The following is an 18,412-nucleotide window of genomic DNA, read 5'->3' as shown; positions in this document are numbered from 1 at the left end:
TCTTACATTTCATTCGGAGCATCAACTCCTAGGAGGCGAAGAGATTCTTTTAATACTGTAGCAGTTGCATAGCAAAGTGCTAGACGACTACTGATTTCAGCATCTTCATCTAAAATACGTGTGTGGGCGTAATATTTATTGAAGCACTGAGCTAAATTGATAGCGAATTTTGCAATAATAGAGGGCTCAAAATTATCTGCTGCACGCACAATAATACGAGGAAAATCTTGGATGAGTTTGATGATTTCCCAGCTTTCAACATCGTTGAGACTGTAATTATCGCTATTAGATGGGTTAAAGTTAGCTTTACGTAAGATTGATTGAATACGAGCATGTGCATATTGTACATATGGCCCAGTTTCACCTTCAAATGATACCATTGCTTCTAAGTCAAAGTCATAACCATTTGTACGATCAGTTTTCAAATCGTAAAATTTAATAGCACCTACACCAACTGCTTGAGCAACTTTATCTTTATCTGCTAGGTTAGGGTTTTTAGCTTCAATCTGAGATGCCGCACGATTAATAGCTTCTGCAACAGTAGGTTCAAGGAGAATTACATTTCCTTTACGAGTTGATAATTTTGCTCCTCCTTTTGTTACAAGGCCAAAAGGAACATGAGTCATATCATCGGACCAATCGTAGTCCATTTCTTTAAGAACAGCTTTTAGTTGTTTAAAGTGTGCAGACTGTTCGTTTCCTACAACGTAGATTGATTTTGCAAAATCGTAGGTACGTTTACGGTAAAGTGCAGCAGCTAAGTCACGTGTAATGTAGAGAGTTGCTCCATCGGATTTTTTAATGAGGGCAGGATGTTCAATACCGTATTTTTCTAGGTTAACAACTTGTGCACCTTTAGATTCGACTAGGAGGTTTTTAGATTCTAGCAGTTCAAGCACTTCATCCATTTTGTCGTTGTAGAATGCCTCGCCGTTATAGCTATCAAATGTAACATTCATTTTATCGTAAAGACGGTTGAATTCTAATAATGACTCGTCACGGAACCATTGCCATAATTCAGTTGCTTCAGGATCGTTAGCCTCAAGTTTACGAAACCACTCACGTGCCTCTTCATCAACGCTAGGGTCTATCTCGGCTTCAGCATTAATACGGACATAAAGTTTTAAAAGTTCATCAATGGGATGAGCACGGACAGCCTCTTCATTGCCCCATTTTTTATAGGCAACGATTAACATTCCAAATTGTTTACCCCAGTCGCCAAGGTGATTAATTTTAACAGGATGATAGCCAATTTTATCAAAAATATTAGCTAAACTATCACCAATAACTGTTGAACGAAGGTGTCCAATTGAGAATGGCTTAGCAATATTTGGACTAGACATATCAATGGCAACATTTCGTCCTTCACCAATATTTTGAGTAGCATAGGCAGAACCATCAGATAAGACTTGTTTTAAAACTTGACTTGAGATTGCGGCTTTATCAAGGAAAAAGTTAACGTAAGATCCAACAGCTTCCACCTTTTCAAATTGGTCGCTTTTAATTTGTTCAGCAATGTCACTAGCAATTATTTGAGGTGCTTTGCGTAGAGTTTTAGCCAAAGAGAATGCTGGGAAAGCTAAATCTCCCATGCTCGAATTTTTTGGGGTTTCTAATAAAGAAAGAATGGCCGATTGTTCCATATATGGAACAACTTTTTGAATTTCACTCGCAATTAGATGTTTTGTATCCATGGTATCTCCTATTTTAATTAGTAATATAGTCACCCTATTTTAACATAATTATGAAAAATAGACGAGAACTTGTTGATTAAATTCATAATGCATTCTGTAAAGAACTAGCCTACTTTATAGCTTTTTTACAGAATGATTACGATATCACTACTAAGTGAAAAAGACAATTTTTTTTGATATAATTTGGTAAGCATAATTCTAACTAAAAAGGATTGAATAACATGAATAAAATAGAACGCCAAAAACGTATTAAACGTTTAATCCAATCAGGGCAGATTGGCACACAAGAAGAAATTAAATTACATTTAAAAAATGAAGGAATCGATGTCACGCAAGCGACTCTATCAAGAGACTTGCGTGAGATTGGTCTTTTAAAATTGCGTAGCCCAGAAGGTAAGCTATATTATAGTTTATCAACAGCTACTTCAAATCGATTTAGCCCAGCCTTACGCTCCTATATTTTGAAAGTATCGCGAGCAAGTTTTATGTTAGTTTTAAATACTAATTTAGGGGAGGCTAGCGTTTTAGCAAACTTTATTGATGAGAAAGGGCTGCCAGAGATTTTAGGAACAATGGCAGGAGCAGACACCTTGTTGGTGATTTGTCAAAATGAAGATATTGCCAAAGTTTTTGAAAAAGAACTATCAGTAGGTTTATAAATATAATGATTGAGGAGCTGAGCATGGCAGCCAGCCCCGTTAGTTAGGAGTGAGAAATGGCCAAGCCAACGATATCACCGGGAATGCAACAGTATCTGGATATAAAAGAGAATTATCCAGATGCTTTTTTGCTTTTTAGAATGGGTGATTTTTATGAATTATTTTATGATGATGCGGTAAAAGCAGCACAAATCCTGGAAATTAGCTTGACTAGTCGAAATAAGAACGCAGAAAAGCCAATCCCAATGGCAGGAGTTCCCTATCACTCAGCTCAACAGTATATTGACGTTTTAGTTGAATTAGGTTACAAAGTAGCCATTGCTGAGCAGATGGAAGATCCTAAAAAAGCTGTGGGAGTGGTCAAGCGTGAGGTAGTGCAAGTTGTTACCCCAGGAACGGTTGTGGAGTCAACGAAGCCGGATAGTGCTAATAATTTCTTAGTAGCGATTGATTCGCAAGATCAACAAACACTTGGTCTAGCATATATGGATGTCTCAACTGGAGAGTTTCAGGCAACCCTTTTAACAGATTTTGAGTCCGTCCGTAGTGAAATACTAAATTTAAAAGCTCGTGAGATTGTAGTAGGATATCAATTGACGGACGAAAAAAATCACCTACTGACGAAGCAGATGAACTTGCTTTTATCATACGAAGACGAACGACTTAATGATATTCATTTGATTGATGAGCAGTTAACTGATTTGGAAATATCTGCTGCGGAAAAACTTTTACAATATGTGCATAGAACACAAAAGCGTGAACTTAGTCATTTACAGAAAGTAGTTCATTATGAAATAAAGGACTATTTACAAATGTCATATGCAACGAAAAATAGTCTAGATTTACTGGAGAATGCTAGAACAAGCAAGAAGCACGGAAGTCTTTACTGGTTGTTAGATGAGACTAAAACAGCGATGGGAACTCGAATGCTGAGAACTTGGATTGACAGGCCTTTGGTAAGTATGAATCGAATCAAGGAACGTCAAGATATTATTCAAGTGTTTCTTGATTATTTTTTTGAGAGAAACGATCTCACAGAAAGTTTAAAGGGTGTATATGATATTGAACGCCTAGCAAGTCGAGTATCTTTCGGAAAAGCCAACCCTAAAGATCTATTGCAACTCGGACAGACCTTATCACAAATTCCTCGGATTAAAATGATTTTACAGTCCTTCAATCAACCTGAGCTTGACATCATTGTCAACAAAATTGACACTATGCCTGAATTAGAAAGTTTAATTAATACGGCGATAGCCCCAGAAGCACAGGCTACTATCACTGAGGGAAACATTATCAAGTCTGGATTTGATAAGCAATTGGATAATTATCGAACAGTGATGCGTGAAGGTACAGGTTGGATTGCTGATATTGAAGCTAAGGAAAGAGCAGCAAGTGGTATCGGTACCCTTAAAATTGATTATAATAAAAAAGACGGCTATTACTTCCATGTGACCAATTCCAATTTATCACTAGTACCGGAGCATTTTTTCCGTAAAGCGACATTAAAAAATTCTGAACGCTATGGAACAGCAGAACTAGCCAAAATTGAAGGTGAAATGCTCGAAGCTCGCGAGCAATCTTCAAATTTAGAATATGATATTTTTATGCGTGTTCGTGCTCAAGTAGAATCTTATATTAAACGTCTTCAAGAGTTAGCAAAGACTATTGCAACCGTTGATGTTCTACAGAGTTTGGCAGTAGTTGCAGAAAATCATCACTATGTTCGTCCCAAATTTAATGATGAACATCAGATTAAGATTAAGAATGGGCGTCATGCAACCGTTGAAAAAGTGATGGGAGTGCAAGAATATATTCCCAATAGTATCTATTTTGATAGTCAGACAGATATCCAGTTGATTACAGGACCAAATATGAGTGGTAAGTCGACCTATATGCGCCAGTTAGCTCTGACAGTTATTATGGCACAAATGGGAGGTTTTGTATCGGCAGACGAAGTTGATTTGCCTGTATTTGATGCAATATTTACTAGGATTGGTGCTGCTGATGACTTAATTTCTGGGCAATCAACCTTTATGGTAGAAATGATGGAAGCGAATCAAGCTGTAAAACGAGCCAGTGATAAATCTTTGATTCTTTTTGATGAATTAGGTCGAGGGACAGCCACTTATGATGGTATGGCATTAGCTCAATCGATTATAGAATATATTCATGACCGTGTTAGGGCAAAAACAATGTTTGCAACTCATTACCATGAGTTGACAGATTTATCTGAACAATTGACAAGGCTTGTCAATGTACACGTGGCTACTTTAGAGAGAGATGGAGAAGTTACCTTCTTACATAAAATTGAACCTGGACCTGCGGACAAGTCTTATGGGATACACGTCGCAAAAATAGCTGGTTTACCAATTGACTTATTGGATAGGGCAACTGATATTTTATCACAGTTGGAAGCTGATGCAGTACAGTTGATCGTATCAGCCCCCCAAGAAGCTGTTACTGCTGACTTAAATGAGGAACTAGATCCTGGGAAGCAACAAGGACAATTATCGCTTTTTGAAGAACATTCAAATGCAGGTAGGGTTATTGAGGAGTTAGAAGCGATAGATATAATGAATCTAACTCCAATGCAAGCTATGAATGCTATATTTGATTTAAAGAAATTATTATAAAATAGCCTTTAGGCAACAAAAAAGAGACTAAATAATTCATTTAGGCTCTTTTTTAATTATTTAACAAGATTGATATTTGTTGCTTGTGGTCCACGTTGACCATCTTGAATATCAAATGTTACTTTTTGTCCTTCTTCAAGAGTTTTGAAGCCATCAACTTTAATCTCTGAAAAATGAGCGAAGACGTCTGTTCCAGTTTCGCTAGAAATAAAGCCAAAACCTTTTTCTGAGTTAAACCATTTCACTGTACCTTGTGTCATTTGTTTATTACCTTTCTAAAAATGTTACTGTAAAAAATAAAAAAGGTAAAAATGTTAAACAAAAATACAACTTCAAAACTTATTACGCTCCCTAAGTCTAACAGGTAATAGGAGTGATGTCAACTAAAAATTGTGTTATTGTCAAATTAATATTTTGAATATGGTATAATGGCTAAGATATCACAAAAAAAGTTACAAAAAATCATAAAAAAAGGAGGGATGAACTTGTCTAAAATTATTGAATTACCGGATATATTAGCTAACCAGATTGCTGCTGGTGAGGTTGTTGAAAGGCCTAGTAGCGTCGTTAAAGAATTAGTTGAAAATGCCATAGATGCAGGAAGTAGCCAAATTACCATAGAGGTTGAAGAATCTGGTCTTAAAAAGATTCAAATAACGGATAACGGTGAAGGGATGACTAGTGAGGATGCCGTTCTCAGTTTACGACGTCACGCTACATCCAAAATCAAAAGCCAGAGTGACCTTTTTCGTATTCGGACCTTAGGTTTTCGTGGTGAAGCTCTACCATCAATCGCTTCGATTAGTTTAATGACAATAAAAACAGCTACAGAGCAAGGGAAACAAGGGACGTTACTTGTTGCTAAAGGGGGAAACATTGAAAAACAGGAAGTTGTTTCAAGTCCTCGTGGAACAAAAATTTTAGTTGAAAATTTATTCTTTAATACGCCTGCCAGATTGAAATACATGAAGAGTTTACAGTCTGAACTAGCTCATATTATTGATATTGTTAATAGACTCAGTCTAGCGCATCCGGAAGTTGCTTTTACACTGATAAATGATGGTAAAGAAATGACTAAAACTAGTGGGACTGGCGATTTGAGACAGGCGATTGCAGGTATTTATGGTTTAAATACTGCAAAAAAAATGATTGAGATTTCAAATGCAGATTTAGATTTTGAAATTTCGGGTTATGTAAGTTTGCCTGAATTGACACGAGCTAACCGAAACTATATTACCCTATTAATTAACGGTCGTTACATTAAAAATTTTCTTTTAAACCGCTCAATTCTAGATGGTTATGGTTCAAAGTTGATGGTTGGAAGATTTCCAATTGCTGTCATTGATATTCAGATAGATCCTTATCTAGCAGATGTCAACGTTCATCCGACTAAGCAAGAGGTGAGAATTTCTAAGGAACGAGAATTAATGAGTTTAATAAGCTCAGCAATTTCTGAGAGTCTGAAACAATATGATTTGATTCCGGATGCTTTAGAGAATTTAGCGAAAACTAGTACCCGAAGTGTAGATAAGCCTATACAAACAAGCTTCTCACTAAAACAGTCTGGTTTGTATTACGATAGGACTAAAAATGACTTTTTTATAGATGCAGATACTGTATCTGAACCTATTGCTAACTTTACAAACCTTGACAAAAGTGACGGTTCAGTTGACAATGATGTAAAAAACTCTGTTAATCAAGGAGCAACGCAGTCTCCTAATATAAAGTATGCTAGTAGAGATCAAGCTGATAGTGAGAACTTCATTCATTCTCAGGACTACCTTAGTAGTAAACAGTCACTTAACAAACTTGTTGAAAAATTAGATTCGGAAGAAAGTTCGACTTTTCCAGAGCTCGAATTTTTTGGTCAAATGCATGGGACCTACTTATTTGCTCAAGGGAATGGTGGGTTGTATATTATTGATCAACATGCAGCTCAAGAGCGTGTAAAATACGAGTATTACCGTGAAAAGATAGGTGAGGTTGATAATAGTCTTCAACAATTGTTAGTACCATTTCTATTTGAATTTTCAAGTTCAGATTTTCTTCAATTACAAGAAAAAATGTCATTATTACAAGATGTTGGTATTTTCTTGGAACCGTATGGTAATAATACTTTCATTTTAAGGGAACATCCAATTTGGATGAAAGAAGAAGAGGTAGAGTCTGGCGTTTATGAAATGTGTGATATGTTGTTGCTCACTAATGAAGTATCAGTGAAAAAATATCGCGCAGAGTTGGCTATTATGATGTCTTGCAAGCGATCTATTAAAGCAAACCATACGCTAGACGATTACTCAGCACGTCATTTATTAGATCAGTTAGCGCAATGTAAAAATCCTTATAATTGCCCTCATGGAAGACCTGTTTTAGTTAATTTTACAAAAGCTGATATGGAGAAAATGTTTAAACGAATCCAAGAAAATCATACAAGCCTCAGGGATTTAGGAAAATATTGATAATTACTTGTTAGGGAAGAAGGGAGAAAAAGTGAAAGAGTTTTTTGCTTTGCCAAAACAGCTACAGTTAAGAGAATTATTGCGTTTTATTTCCATTACGGTTGGTTCAGCTATTTTTCCTTTTATGGCAATGTATTATGTTCAATATTTTGGAAATCTAGTTACAGGAATTTTGATCATCATAACTCAACTATCAGGGTTTGTAGCGACCTTATATGGAGGCCATTTGTCAGATGCTATAGGGAGGAAAAAAGTTGTGATTGTAGGTTCACTGCTGGCAACCATTGGTTGGGCTATAACTATAGCTGCAAATGTTCCAAATCATATTACGCCACACTTGACCTTTGTAGGTATCCTTATCATTGAAATAGCTCACCAATTTTATTCCCCTGCCTATGAAGCTATGACCATTGATTTGACGAACGAACAGAATCGTCGCTTTGTTTACACTATAGGTTATTGGTTGGTTAACATCGCTGTAATGCTAGGTTCTGGGATTGCTGGGATTTTCTATGATCACCATTTTTTTGAATTATTAATAGTTCTTCTTATTATTTCAGCGATTTGTTGTTTGGTGGTCTACTTCAAGTTTGATGAGACAAAACCACAGGAGGGAACCTTCAAGCATGATAAGGGAGTTTTAGGAACTTTTAAAAATTATAGTCAGGTTTTAGTGGATAAAGCGTTTGTTGTTTATACTTTAGGAGCAATTGGTTCCAGTGTTGTCTGGCTCCAGGTTGATAATTATTTCTCGGTCAATCTTAAGCAAAATTTTGAAGTAGTGTCTGTGTTAGGACATACAATCACAGGTGCTAAAATGCTTAGTTTAGCAGTCTTTACGAACACTCTATTAATTGTCTTACTAATGACAACTATAAATAAATTCATAGAGAATTGGCCTTTGAAACGTCAACTAATATTAGGAAGCTTGATTTGTGGTTTTGGAATGCTTTTTAATATTTCTCTAAACACTTTTGGAGCTATTTTGATTGCCATGACGTTTTTCACCTTTGGCGAAATGATTTATGTTCCAGCTAGTCAGGTTCTAAGGGCGGAGATGATGGTGGAGGGAAAAATTGGATCATATTCTGGATTTTTAGCTATCGCACAACCTGTTGCAAGTGTATTAGCAGGTGCCATGGTTTCGCTCAGCTATTTTACAGGAAAAATAGGTGTTCAAATAACATTGACCATTTTTATGTTAGCAGGTCTGGTTTTAATCTTATACGCTACCAAAATGAAAAATATTGAGATAGGAAAATAGAATGTACGATTATATTAAAGGAAAATTGAGTAAAATAACGGCTAAATTTATTGTTGTGGAAACAGCTGGATTGGGATACGTGATATATGTGGCAAATCCCTACTCTTTTTCAGGTTACGTTAATCAAGAAGTTACCATCTACTTACATCAAGTCATTCGCGATGATGCACATCTTTTATTTGGTTTTCATACGGAAAATGAAAAAGAAATTTTTCTTAATTTAATTTCAGTATCAGGAATTGGTCCAACGACCGCTTTAGCAATTATTGCAGTCGATGACAATGAAGGTCTCGTAAGTGCCATTGATAATAGTGATATTAAGTATTTGACTAAATTTCCAAAGATAGGAAAAAAAACAGCACAACAGATGATCCTTGATTTGTCAGGGAAGTTTGTAGAAGCTTCTGGTGAGAGTGCGACTAGTCGTAAGGTTAGCTCTGAGCAGAATAGCAATCTTGAAGAAGCTATGGAAGCTTTGTTAGCGTTGGGGTATAAGGCGACTGAATTGAAAAAAGTAAAAGCCTTTTTTGAAGGTACGAACGATACTGTGGAGCAATACATCAAATCTAGTTTGAAGATGTTGATGAAATAATTTAGAAGTAATGAGGTTTCACATGAAACGATGTTCTTGGGTGAATTTAGATAATCCATTATATGTAGCTTACCATGATAAAGAGTGGGGGAGAGCTGTTCATGACGATCATGTACTCTTTGAGTTACTATGTTTAGAAACTTATCAATCGGGTTTATCTTGGGAAACAGTATTAAATAAACGCCAGGAGTTCAGACAAGTTTTTCATCACTATAATATTGAAAAGGTAGCTGCAATGTCAGATGCGGATTTAGAGATAATCTTACAAAATCCTAGGGTTATTCGTCATCGTCTAAAACTTTTCTCAACACGACAAAATGCTAGGTCAATTATATTAATTCAGAAAGAATTCGGAAGTTTTGATCGCTCCATTTGGTCTTTTGTAGATAATAAAGTACAGGTTAACTCAGTTAACAACTACAACGATGTGCCTGCAAGTACTACCTTATCCGAACGCTTATCTAAGGATTTAAAAAAACGCGGTTTTAAATTTGTTGGTCCAACTTGCCTCTATTCTTTTATTCAGGCCGCGGGTATGGTTAATGACCATGAAAATATATGTGATTTCAAGTAATATCAATGTGATATATTTTAAGTAGCACTTCTGCTACTTTTTTTGCTAAAATGTAGTCATTATTTCGAATAGATAAGAGGGTGAAGTTGTGAGGGCTGAAATTATCGCTGTAGGAACAGAAATTTTAACAGGACAGATCGTTAATACAAACGCACAATTTTTGTCGGAGAAAATGGCAGAATTGGGAATTGATATTTATTTCCAGACAGCTGTAGGAGATAATGAGGAACGTTTATTATCGCTTTTAGATATAGCTAGTCAGCGCAGTCAAATGGTTATCCTATGTGGTGGACTTGGACCTACAGAGGATGATTTAACGAAACAAACTTTGGCTAAATTTTTAGGTAAATCATTAACAGTGGATTTATTAGCTAGTCAAAAATTGGATCGTTTTTTTGCAAGTCGTCCTCAGTTTGCTAGAACGCCAAATAATGAACGACAAGCTCAATTGGTTGAAGGCTCAATACCTCTACAAAACCTTACTGGTCTAGCTGTTGGTGGTATCGTTACATCTAAGGGAGTCCAATATATGGTTTTACCAGGTCCGCCTAGTGAATTAAAGCCAATGGTTATGGAGCAGGTGGTACCTATTTTGTCAAATAATGGCACAAAATTATATTCACGTGTATTGAGATTCTTTGGTATCGGTGAGAGTCAGTTAGTCACAATCTTAGAAGACATAATTAAGAATCAGACAGATCCAACTATAGCACCATATGCAAAGATTGGTGAGGTAACTTTAAGGTTATCAACGAAAGCTGAAAATCAGAATGAAGCCGACTTTAAATTAGATAGCTTAGAAAAAGAAATACTTGCTCTTAAGACATTAGATAACCGTAAATTAAAAGATTTATTATATGGCTATGGTGATAATAATAGTATGGCACGTACTGTTTTAGAATTATTGAAAGTACAAAATAAAACGATTACTGCCGCAGAGAGCTTAACAGCAGGGTTATTTCAATCTCAGTTAGCAGAATTTTCTGGTGCTTCGCAAGTTTTTAATGGTGGCTTTACGACCTATAGTATGGAAGCAAAATCACAACTTCTCGGCATCCCTAAGAAAAAATTGCAAGAATATGGAGTTGTCAGTCATTTTACAGCTGAGGCAATGGCTCAGCAAGCTCGCCAGCTTTTAAAAGCAGATTTTGGTATCGGTTTAACGGGAGTTGCTGGTCCTGATGAGTTGGAAGGATACCCTGCAGGTACAGTTTTTATTGGGATTGCAACCCCTGAAGGCGTTTCTTCTATTAAAGTATCGATTGGAGGGAAGAGCCGCTCAGATGTCCGTCATATCAGTACTTTACATGCTTTTGACCTGGTGCGTAGGGCTTTATTAAAGATATAATATTTGTTATAATTAGTAGAACGATTTCTAAATTTGAATCAACCTAGATTCATAGAAATATAAGGAGAAGACATTGGCTAAAAAAACGAAAAAAGCAGAAGAAATTACTAAGAAATTCGGTGATGAACGTCGAAAAGCCTTAGATGATGCTTTGAAAAATATTGAAAAAGATTTTGGTAAGGGCGCAGTGATGCGCTTAGGTGAGCGAGCTGAACAAAAGGTTCAAGTAATGAGTTCAGGTTCTCTTGCTTTAGATATCGCTTTAGGAGCAGGTGGATATCCTAAAGGACGTATCGTCGAAATTTATGGACCAGAGTCATCTGGTAAAACAACGGTTGCCCTTCATGCCGTAGCTCAAGCCCAAAAGGAAGGTGGGATTGCTGCCTTTATTGATGCTGAGCACGCTCTTGACCCAGCCTATGCTGCGGCTCTTGGAGTTAATATTGATGAGTTACTCTTGTCTCAACCTGACTCAGGTGAGCAAGGTCTTGAAATTGCAGGTAAATTGATTGATTCAGGCGCAGTTGATTTAGTTGTTGTCGATTCAGTTGCAGCCCTTGTTCCTCGTGCTGAGATTGATGGTGATATTGGTGACAGCCACGTTGGTTTGCAAGCTCGTATGATGAGTCAAGCAATGCGTAAATTGTCAGCATCCATTAACAAGACAAAGACAATCGCAATTTTTATCAACCAGCTAAGGGAAAAAGTAGGCGTTATGTTTGGTAACCCTGAAACAACACCTGGTGGTCGTGCTTTGAAATTTTATTCATCGGTTCGTCTAGATGTTCGTGGTAATACTCAAATCAAGGGGACTGGTGAGCATAAAGATCATAATGTTGGTAAAGAGACAAAAATCAAAGTTGTTAAAAATAAAGTTGCTCCACCATTCCGTGAAGCTTTTGTCGAAATTATGTATGGTGAAGGTATTTCTCGCACGGGTGAGTTAATTAAAATTGCTAGTGATTTGGATATTATCCAAAAAGCAGGTGCATGGTACTCATATAATGGTGAGAAAATTGGACAAGGTTCTGAAAATGCCAAAAAATATTTAGCAGATAATCCAGCAATTTTTGATGAAATTGACCATAAAGTGCGCGTGCACTTTGGAATGACTGAAGATGATTCGCCAGTTCAGTCTGAGCTCGTTGAAGAAAAAAATGAAGCTGATGATCTTGTTTTAGATTTGGACAATGCTATTGAAATTGAGGAATAAAATAGCAACTATACATCTTGAACTTGAATAAATGTAACTAAAATAAGTTCTGACAGTGGTTGGAACTTATTTTTATACTAAAAATAAGCTTAAAAATCCCTAAAATCTATTTATTTTTATTAGTAAATTGATAAAAAATAGGTCTTAAGTCCCATGTTTGATTTTTGTGACTATGTTAAACTATAACTATCATGGGATAGAAAGTGAGAAGGCACATGATTAAGATTTATACTATTTCAAGTTGCACAAGTTGTAAAAAAGCAAAAACTTGGCTAAATGCTCATCAACTTCCATATAAAGAACAAAACCTAGGTAAAGAATCACTAACACGTGATGAAATTTTAGAAATATTAACAAAAACTGAAAGTGGTATTGAAAGTATCGTTTCTTCTAAAAATCGTTATGCTAAGGCGCTCAATTGTAATATTGAGGAGTTGAGTGTAAATGAAGTTATTGATCTTATTCAAGAAAATCCACGTATTTTAAAGAGTCCAATTCTAATTGATGACAAACGTCTTCAAGTAGGTTATAAGGAAGATGATATTCGTGCTTTTCTACCTCGCTCTATTCGTAACGTTGAAAATGCAGAAGCTCGTCTTCGTGCAGCACTTTGAGCTTTAGATAAGCATAAGTGAGAGTCACATGATAACCTGTAAAAATCACCTATAAGGTAGGGAGTAAAGAAATCAAAGAATCACCTCTTGGTTTCTTGTGCTCCCTTTTTGATTTTCTAATATAGTGTTTATCAATTTCTTGTACAAATACTTTATTTAAGTTATAATAAGTGAAAGAATTAAAGGAAAGAAGGTGTAGGTATGGGATTTACAGATGAAACTGTTCGTTTTAGATTAGATGATAGTAACAAAGTAGAAATTAGTGAAACATTAACAGCTGTTTATCGTTCATTAGAAGAAAAAGGTTACAATCCCATCAATCAAATTGTTGGTTACGTATTGAGTGGGGACCCTGCTTATGTACCTCGTTACAATGATGCTCGCAATCAAATTCGTAAATATGAACGTGATGAGATTGTAGAAGAGCTCGTTCGTTATTATTTACAAGGAAATGGAATAGATTTGTAATGAGAATAATGGGACTTGACGTCGGCTCGAAAACTGTTGGCGTTGCAATTAGTGATCCACTCGGTTTCACTGCACAAGGTCTTGAAATCATTAAGATCGATGAAGAATCTGGAAATTTTGGTTTTGACCGCTTAGCAGAGTTAGTAAAAGAGTACAAAGTTGATAAATTTGTAGTTGGTCTACCTAAAAATATGAATAATACAAGTGGTCCTCGTGTAGAGGCTAGTCAGGTATATGGCGATAAAATCACTGAATTATTCAATCTTCCAGTTGAATATCAAGATGAACGTCTAACGACTGTTCAAGCAGAGCGTATGCTAGTTGAGCAAGCTGATATTAGTCGTGGTAAGCGTAAGAAAGTTATCGATAAATTAGCAGCTCAACTAATCTTACAAAATTATTTAGACCGCATGTTTTAAGCATTCGGCATAAAAAGGAGAAACAATGGCACATAATCATAACCACGGTCATAACCATGAACATCAACATGAAGTAATCACTCTTGTAGATGAGAATGGGAACGAAACACTTTTTGAAATCCTACTAACTATTGATGGACGTGAAGAGTTTGGCAAAAACTATGTTCTCCTCGTTCCTGCAGGTGCAGAAGAAGACGAACAAGGTGAAATTGAGATTCAAGCTTACTCATTTACAGAAAATGCTGATGGAACTGAAGGAGACCTTCAGCCTATACCAGAAGATTCAGATGCAGAATGGGACATGATTGAGGAAGTTTTCAACAGCTTTCTAGATGAAGAATAATATTGAAGCGATTGAGCAATTGTTCAGTCGTTTTTTTTTTCGAATAATAATAGTGATGATGTAGTAAAAGGAGGTGATGTTAATGTCAGATACTCAGCTAACATTAGAAGAACAAGAATTTCTCAAACAATATATGTCTAGAAGATACCACTACTTTAGGGATATTATTCGTTACGGTCAAGTGTTGGCTAAATTGACTAAATAAGGTTTTCTGATATACTGGTAGTATGTAAATATGAGGAGAAAAATAGTGGTAGAAAACCTAGAAAAACCAATTGGAGTGAGCTATAAAAATAGCCCATCAATGAGTAAACGAACGGCTATCAGAATGAAGAAATCTAGTCGATTTTCAATTTTACTATATAGTGTTTTGTCAACTCTCTTAGCAATTGCAAATCCTTTATTGACTTATTTTGCAAATGGTTTGCAGACTCAGAATCTCTATACAGGTTTGATGATGACCAAAGGACAGATCCCTTATAGTGATGTTTTTGCTACAGGAGGATTTTTATACTATGTAACGATTGCTCTAAGTTACCTTTTAGGGTCTAGTATCTGGTTATTTATTGTACAGTTTATTGCTTACTATGTATCTGGAATTTATTTTTATAAATTAGTTTATTATGTGGCACAAAGTGAAATTGTCTCGATAGGCATGACGTTGATTTTCTATATAATGAATATTGTCTTAGGATTCGGTGGTATGTACCCAATACAGTGGGCATTACCTTTTATGCTCATTTCGCTATGGTTTTTAATTAAATTTTGTGTCGATAATATCGTTGATGAAGCATTTATATTTTATGGTATTTTAGCAGCATTCTCACTATTTATAGATCCCCAAACACTGATTTTTTGGCTTTGCTCTTTTGTTCTCTTAACAGCAACCAATATTAAGCAAAAGCAGTCACTACGAGGGTTCTATCAGTTTTTATGCGTTGTTTTTGGTATGATTTTAATTGCTTATACTGTTGGTTACTTTATGTTTAATCTACAGATTATCTCTTCTTATATTGACAAAGCTATTTTTTACCCCTTTACGTATTTCGCTAGGACAAACCACTCATTCCTTCTTAGTTTAGCAATTCAAATTGTTGTCCTTCTAGGGTCAGGTTGCCTCTTTGGACTATGGGATTTTATTCAAAATCGTAAAAAAGCATCTTATCAAATCGGCTTGAACTTTATTGCCTGTATTTTTATTATTTACGCTATAATGGCCATTTTTTCAAGAGATTTTAACCTTTACCACTTTTTACCTGCTTTACCATTTGGTCTTTTGCTAACGAGTAATAAAATTACTATTCTTTACCAAAAAGTGATTGACAGGCGTTCACATAGACGTCAGTATTTCTCTGGTAAATCTCTTATCGTAGACCTTTTTGTAAAGAAAACATATTATTTGCCCCTCTTACTAGTTTCCTTATTGATAGGGTTACTTGTTTATAATACTTATCAAAATGTTACTCTTAGTAAAGAAAGGCGTGACATTTCACATTATTTGACTACAAAAATTGATAGAGATGGTAAGATTTATGTTTGGGACAAAGTTGCTAGCATTTATAGCCAGACTCGGTTAAAATCTGCTTCGCAATTTGTTTTGCCACATATTAATACAGCGCAAAAAAATAATGAGAAAATTTTGAAGGACGAGCTGCTTCAGCATGGGGCTAAATACTTTATCTTAAATAAAAATGAGAAGTTACCAAATGAACTGAAATCTGATATTAAGAAGCACTACCAAGAAGTTCCTCTATCAAATATCACTCATTTTGTTCTATATCGTTTCAAATAGATTAAAAAATCAATATATTGTGTCTGAGCAAAAAACTTGACACAATATATTGATTTTTTTTCTTTGCATGCTATAATTGTCACTGGAGGATATTTCACATGATGGTATTGGAAAGAGAACGATTTATGACAGAATCTGATATCAAAGTGATTAAACGTGACGGGCGTTTGGTCAGCTTTGATAAGTATAAAATCTACACGGCTCTATTAAAAGCTAGTAATAAAGTTATCAAAATGTCTCCTTTAGTTGAGGCTAAACTTGAGATGATTGCAGATCATGTCATCGCTGAGATCTACAATCGTTTTAAAGATAACATCAAGATATATGAAATACAAAATATCGTTGAACATAAATTATTGGAAGCTAATGAGTACGCTATTGCACAAGAATATATCAATTATCGTACCCAACGCGATTTTGAGCGTTCACAGGCTACAGATATCAATTTTTCTATTGGAAAATTAATTAATAAAGATCAAACTGTTGTTAATGAGAATGCTAATAAAGACTCTGATGTGTTTAATACCCAACGTGATTTAACAGCAGGTATTGTAGGGAAATCAATTGGTCTGAAAATGTTACCTTCTCATGTAGCAAATGCACATCAAAAGGGTGATATCCATTACCATGATTTAGATTACAGCCCATACACTCCCATGACAAATTGCTGTTTAATCGATTTTAAGGGAATGCTTGCAAATGGTTTTAAGATTGGTAATGCAGAAGTTGAGAGTCCAAAATCTATTCAGACAGCGACTGCTCAGATTTCACAGATTATTGCGAACGTTGCTTCAAGTCAATATGGTGGCTGTACAGCAGATCGCATTGATGAGTTTTTAGCTCCTTATGCACAGTTAAATTATCAAAAACATTTAAAAGATGCAAAAGAATGGGTTATTGAAGATAAACAAGAGGACTATGCGCGCGCTAAAACACAAAAAGATATATATGATGCCATGCAATCTTTGGAGTATGAGATTAATACTTTATTTACTTCAAATGGGCAAACGCCATTTACTTCGCTTGGTTTTGGATTGGGAACTAATTGGTTTGAACGAGAAATTCAAAAAGCGATTTTGAAAATTCGGATTCAAGGTTTAGGAAGCGAGCATCGTACTGCTATTTTTCCAAAATTAATTTTTACGCTTAAAAAAGGTCTTAATTTAGAAGAAAATAGCCCCAATTATGATATTAAACAATTAGCATTAGAGTGTGCGACAAAACGGATGTATCCAGATGTCCTTTCTTATGATAAAATTATTGACTTAACGGGCTCTTTTAAAGCCCCTATGGGCTGTCGTTCCTTCCTACAAGGGTGGCGAGATGCAAATGGTCAGGATGTAACATCTGGTCGTATGAATCTTGGAGTTGTAACAGTTAATCTACCGCGTGTTGCCATGGAGTCTAACGGTGATATGGATAAATTCTGGGAGATATTTAATGAACGTATGAGTATTGCTAGAGATGCCTTGGTTTATCGTGTGGAACGTGTCAAAGAGGCTATCCCAGCAAATGCGCCCATTCTTTACCAGTATGGAGCATTTGGAGAACGTTTAGGAAAATATGAGAATGTTGATCGACTCTTTAATCACCGCCGTGCAACGGTGTCTCTTGGTTATATTGGTTTATATGAGGTGGCGAGTGTTTTTTATGGTGGTGACTGGGAAGATAATCATCAAGCTAAAGCATTTACTGTAGACATCGTTCGTAAGATGAAGCAGTTATGTGCAGATTGGTCTGATGAGTATGATTATCATTTTTCAGTTTATTCGACACCATCGGAGAGCTTGACTGACCGGTTTTGTCGTTTAGATACTGAAAAATTTGGTATAGTAACTGATATTACTGATAAGGAATACTACACTAATTCATTCCATTATGATGTGCGTAAGAATCCAACACCTTTTGAAAAACTAGATTTTGAGAAAATCTATCCTGAAACGGGTGCATCAGGAGGATTTATTCACTACTGTGAATACCCTGTTTTGCAACAGAATCCAAAAGCTTTAGAAGCAGTTTGGGACTATGCTTATGATCGGGTAGGTTATCTAGGTACTAATACACCAATTGATAAGTGTTACCAATGTCAATTTGAAGGGGATTTTACACCGACAGATCGAGGCTTTACTTGTCCAAATTGTGGTAACAGCGACCCTAAGACAGTAGATGTTGTCAAACGTACATGTGGTTACTTAGGTAATCCACAGGCTCGTCCGATGGTTAATGGTCGTCATAAGGAAATCTCTGCTCGTGTAAAACATATGAACGGATCAAGTATTAAAAATCAAGGTAATTAATTAAAACCTCTATTAAAACCTCTGGTCTATTATATGTTAAAAT

At 35.7% G+C, this 18,412-nt stretch carries 17 protein-coding genes; 15 read left to right on the top strand and 2 right to left on the bottom strand.

Going from position 1 to position 18,412, the window contains the following annotated elements; all coding sequences use genetic code 11:
* Window positions 1-2: 2 nt before the first annotated feature.
* A complete protein-coding gene (gene argS / locus A6J68_RS00520) occupies window positions 3-1,694 on the bottom strand; it encodes an arginine--tRNA ligase (protein ID WP_000379872.1) in 1,692 nt (563 codons plus the stop codon).
* A 221-nt stretch (window positions 1,695-1,915) separates the two neighbouring features.
* On the opposite strand from argS, the gene argR reads away from it, so the two are divergent.
* Window positions 1,916-2,353, top strand: coding sequence for an arginine repressor (gene argR, locus A6J68_RS00515; RefSeq protein WP_001033152.1), 438 nt, complete (start codon window positions 1,916-1,918; stop codon window positions 2,351-2,353).
* Window positions 2,354-2,409: 56 nt separating this feature from the next.
* Window positions 2,410-4,986, top strand: coding sequence for a DNA mismatch repair protein MutS (gene mutS, locus A6J68_RS00510; protein WP_105253152.1), 2,577 nt, complete (start codon window positions 2,410-2,412; stop codon window positions 4,984-4,986).
* 56 nt (window positions 4,987-5,042) lie between these two features.
* Here the strand turns inward: mutS and A6J68_RS00505 are convergent, their stop codons facing one another.
* Window positions 5,043-5,246: a cold-shock protein gene (locus tag A6J68_RS00505; RefSeq protein ID WP_000191849.1), complete on the bottom strand. Its 204-nt coding sequence runs from the start codon at window positions 5,244-5,246 to the stop codon at window positions 5,043-5,045.
* 225 nt (window positions 5,247-5,471) lie between these two features.
* On the opposite strand from A6J68_RS00505, the gene mutL reads away from it, so the two are divergent.
* From mutL to nrdD, 13 genes are all read left to right on the top strand, one after another.
* Window positions 5,472-7,445 carry a DNA mismatch repair endonuclease MutL gene (gene mutL / locus A6J68_RS00495; protein ID WP_000034615.1) on the top strand — a complete coding sequence of 658 codons (1,974 nt, stop codon included), beginning with the start codon at window positions 5,472-5,474 and terminating at the stop codon, window positions 7,443-7,445.
* Between the two features lie 31 nt (window positions 7,446-7,476).
* Window positions 7,477-8,709, top strand: coding sequence for an MDR family MFS transporter (locus tag A6J68_RS00490; protein ID WP_000657474.1), 1,233 nt, complete (start codon window positions 7,477-7,479; stop codon window positions 8,707-8,709).
* Between the two features lies 1 nt (window position 8,710).
* The gene (gene ruvA / locus A6J68_RS00485; RefSeq protein ID WP_000272489.1) at window positions 8,711-9,301 is read left to right on the top strand and encodes a Holliday junction branch migration protein RuvA; all 591 of its coding nucleotides are present in this window, start codon (window positions 8,711-8,713) and stop codon (window positions 9,299-9,301) included.
* 22 nt (window positions 9,302-9,323) lie between these two features.
* Window positions 9,324-9,875, top strand: a complete 552-nt coding sequence (locus tag A6J68_RS00480; protein ID WP_000817340.1) for a DNA-3-methyladenine glycosylase I — start codon at window positions 9,324-9,326, stop codon at window positions 9,873-9,875.
* An 88-nt stretch (window positions 9,876-9,963) separates the two neighbouring features.
* On the top strand, window positions 9,964-11,223 hold the full coding sequence (locus A6J68_RS00475; RefSeq protein WP_001200982.1) for a competence/damage-inducible protein A: 1,260 nt from the start codon (window positions 9,964-9,966) through the stop codon (window positions 11,221-11,223).
* A gap of 73 nt (window positions 11,224-11,296) precedes the next feature.
* Window positions 11,297-12,436, top strand: coding sequence for a recombinase RecA (gene recA, locus A6J68_RS00470; RefSeq protein WP_001085741.1), 1,140 nt, complete (start codon window positions 11,297-11,299; stop codon window positions 12,434-12,436).
* Window positions 12,437-12,651: 215 nt separating this feature from the next.
* Window positions 12,652-13,050 carry a transcriptional regulator Spx gene (gene spx, locus A6J68_RS00465; protein ID WP_000591161.1) on the top strand — a complete coding sequence of 133 codons (399 nt, stop codon included), beginning with the start codon at window positions 12,652-12,654 and terminating at the stop codon, window positions 13,048-13,050.
* A 201-nt stretch (window positions 13,051-13,251) separates the two neighbouring features.
* The gene (locus tag A6J68_RS00460) at window positions 13,252-13,518 is read left to right on the top strand and encodes an IreB family regulatory phosphoprotein (protein WP_000507056.1); all 267 of its coding nucleotides are present in this window, start codon (window positions 13,252-13,254) and stop codon (window positions 13,516-13,518) included.
* The gene (gene ruvX / locus A6J68_RS00455) at window positions 13,518-13,937 is read left to right on the top strand and encodes a Holliday junction resolvase RuvX (RefSeq protein WP_001873911.1); all 420 of its coding nucleotides are present in this window, start codon (window positions 13,518-13,520) and stop codon (window positions 13,935-13,937) included. Before A6J68_RS00460 ends, ruvX begins: the two co-directional genes overlap by 1 nt.
* 25 nt (window positions 13,938-13,962) lie before the next feature.
* The gene (locus tag A6J68_RS00450) at window positions 13,963-14,280 is read left to right on the top strand and encodes a DUF1292 domain-containing protein (RefSeq protein ID WP_000940933.1); all 318 of its coding nucleotides are present in this window, start codon (window positions 13,963-13,965) and stop codon (window positions 14,278-14,280) included.
* A gap of 82 nt (window positions 14,281-14,362) precedes the next feature.
* Window positions 14,363-14,485, top strand: a complete 123-nt coding sequence (locus A6J68_RS11665) for a hypothetical protein (RefSeq protein ID WP_001285712.1) — start codon at window positions 14,363-14,365, stop codon at window positions 14,483-14,485.
* A gap of 45 nt (window positions 14,486-14,530) precedes the next feature.
* A complete protein-coding gene (locus A6J68_RS00440) occupies window positions 14,531-16,072 on the top strand; it encodes a hypothetical protein (RefSeq protein WP_000230034.1) in 1,542 nt (513 codons plus the stop codon).
* Window positions 16,073-16,170: 98 nt separating this feature from the next.
* The gene (gene nrdD / locus A6J68_RS00435) at window positions 16,171-18,369 is read left to right on the top strand and encodes an anaerobic ribonucleoside-triphosphate reductase (protein ID WP_000989504.1); all 2,199 of its coding nucleotides are present in this window, start codon (window positions 16,171-16,173) and stop codon (window positions 18,367-18,369) included.
* Window positions 18,370-18,412 lie beyond the last annotated feature (43 nt).

It is taken from the genome of Streptococcus sp. 'group B', from assembly GCF_002073795.1.
GTDB lineage: Bacteria > Bacillota > Bacilli > Lactobacillales > Streptococcaceae > Streptococcus > Streptococcus agalactiae.
The sequence above is the reverse complement of the archived record's forward strand: the minus strand, read 5'-3'. Positions and strand labels throughout refer to the sequence as shown.

Coding starts and splice junctions, on each gene's coding strand:
- argS (WP_000379872.1), bottom strand. CDS start 1,694: ATGGATACAAAACATCTAATTGCGAGTGAAATTCAAAAAGTTGTTCCA.
- argR (WP_001033152.1), top strand. CDS start 1,916: ATGAATAAAATAGAACGCCAAAAACGTATTAAACGTTTAATCCAATCA.
- mutS (WP_105253152.1), top strand. CDS start 2,410: ATGGCCAAGCCAACGATATCACCGGGAATGCAACAGTATCTGGATATA.
- A6J68_RS00505 (WP_000191849.1), bottom strand. CDS start 5,246: ATGACACAAGGTACAGTGAAATGGTTTAACTCAGAAAAAGGTTTTGGC.
- ruvA (WP_000272489.1), top strand. CDS start 8,711: ATGTACGATTATATTAAAGGAAAATTGAGTAAAATAACGGCTAAATTT.
- A6J68_RS00480 (WP_000817340.1), top strand. CDS start 9,324: ATGAAACGATGTTCTTGGGTGAATTTAGATAATCCATTATATGTAGCT.
- spx (WP_000591161.1), top strand. CDS start 12,652: ATGATTAAGATTTATACTATTTCAAGTTGCACAAGTTGTAAAAAAGCA.
- A6J68_RS00460 (WP_000507056.1), top strand. CDS start 13,252: ATGGGATTTACAGATGAAACTGTTCGTTTTAGATTAGATGATAGTAAC.
- ruvX (WP_001873911.1), top strand. CDS start 13,518: ATGAGAATAATGGGACTTGACGTCGGCTCGAAAACTGTTGGCGTTGCA.
- A6J68_RS00450 (WP_000940933.1), top strand. CDS start 13,963: ATGGCACATAATCATAACCACGGTCATAACCATGAACATCAACATGAA.
- A6J68_RS11665 (WP_001285712.1), top strand. CDS start 14,363: ATGTCAGATACTCAGCTAACATTAGAAGAACAAGAATTTCTCAAACAA.
- nrdD (WP_000989504.1), top strand. CDS start 16,171: ATGATGGTATTGGAAAGAGAACGATTTATGACAGAATCTGATATCAAA.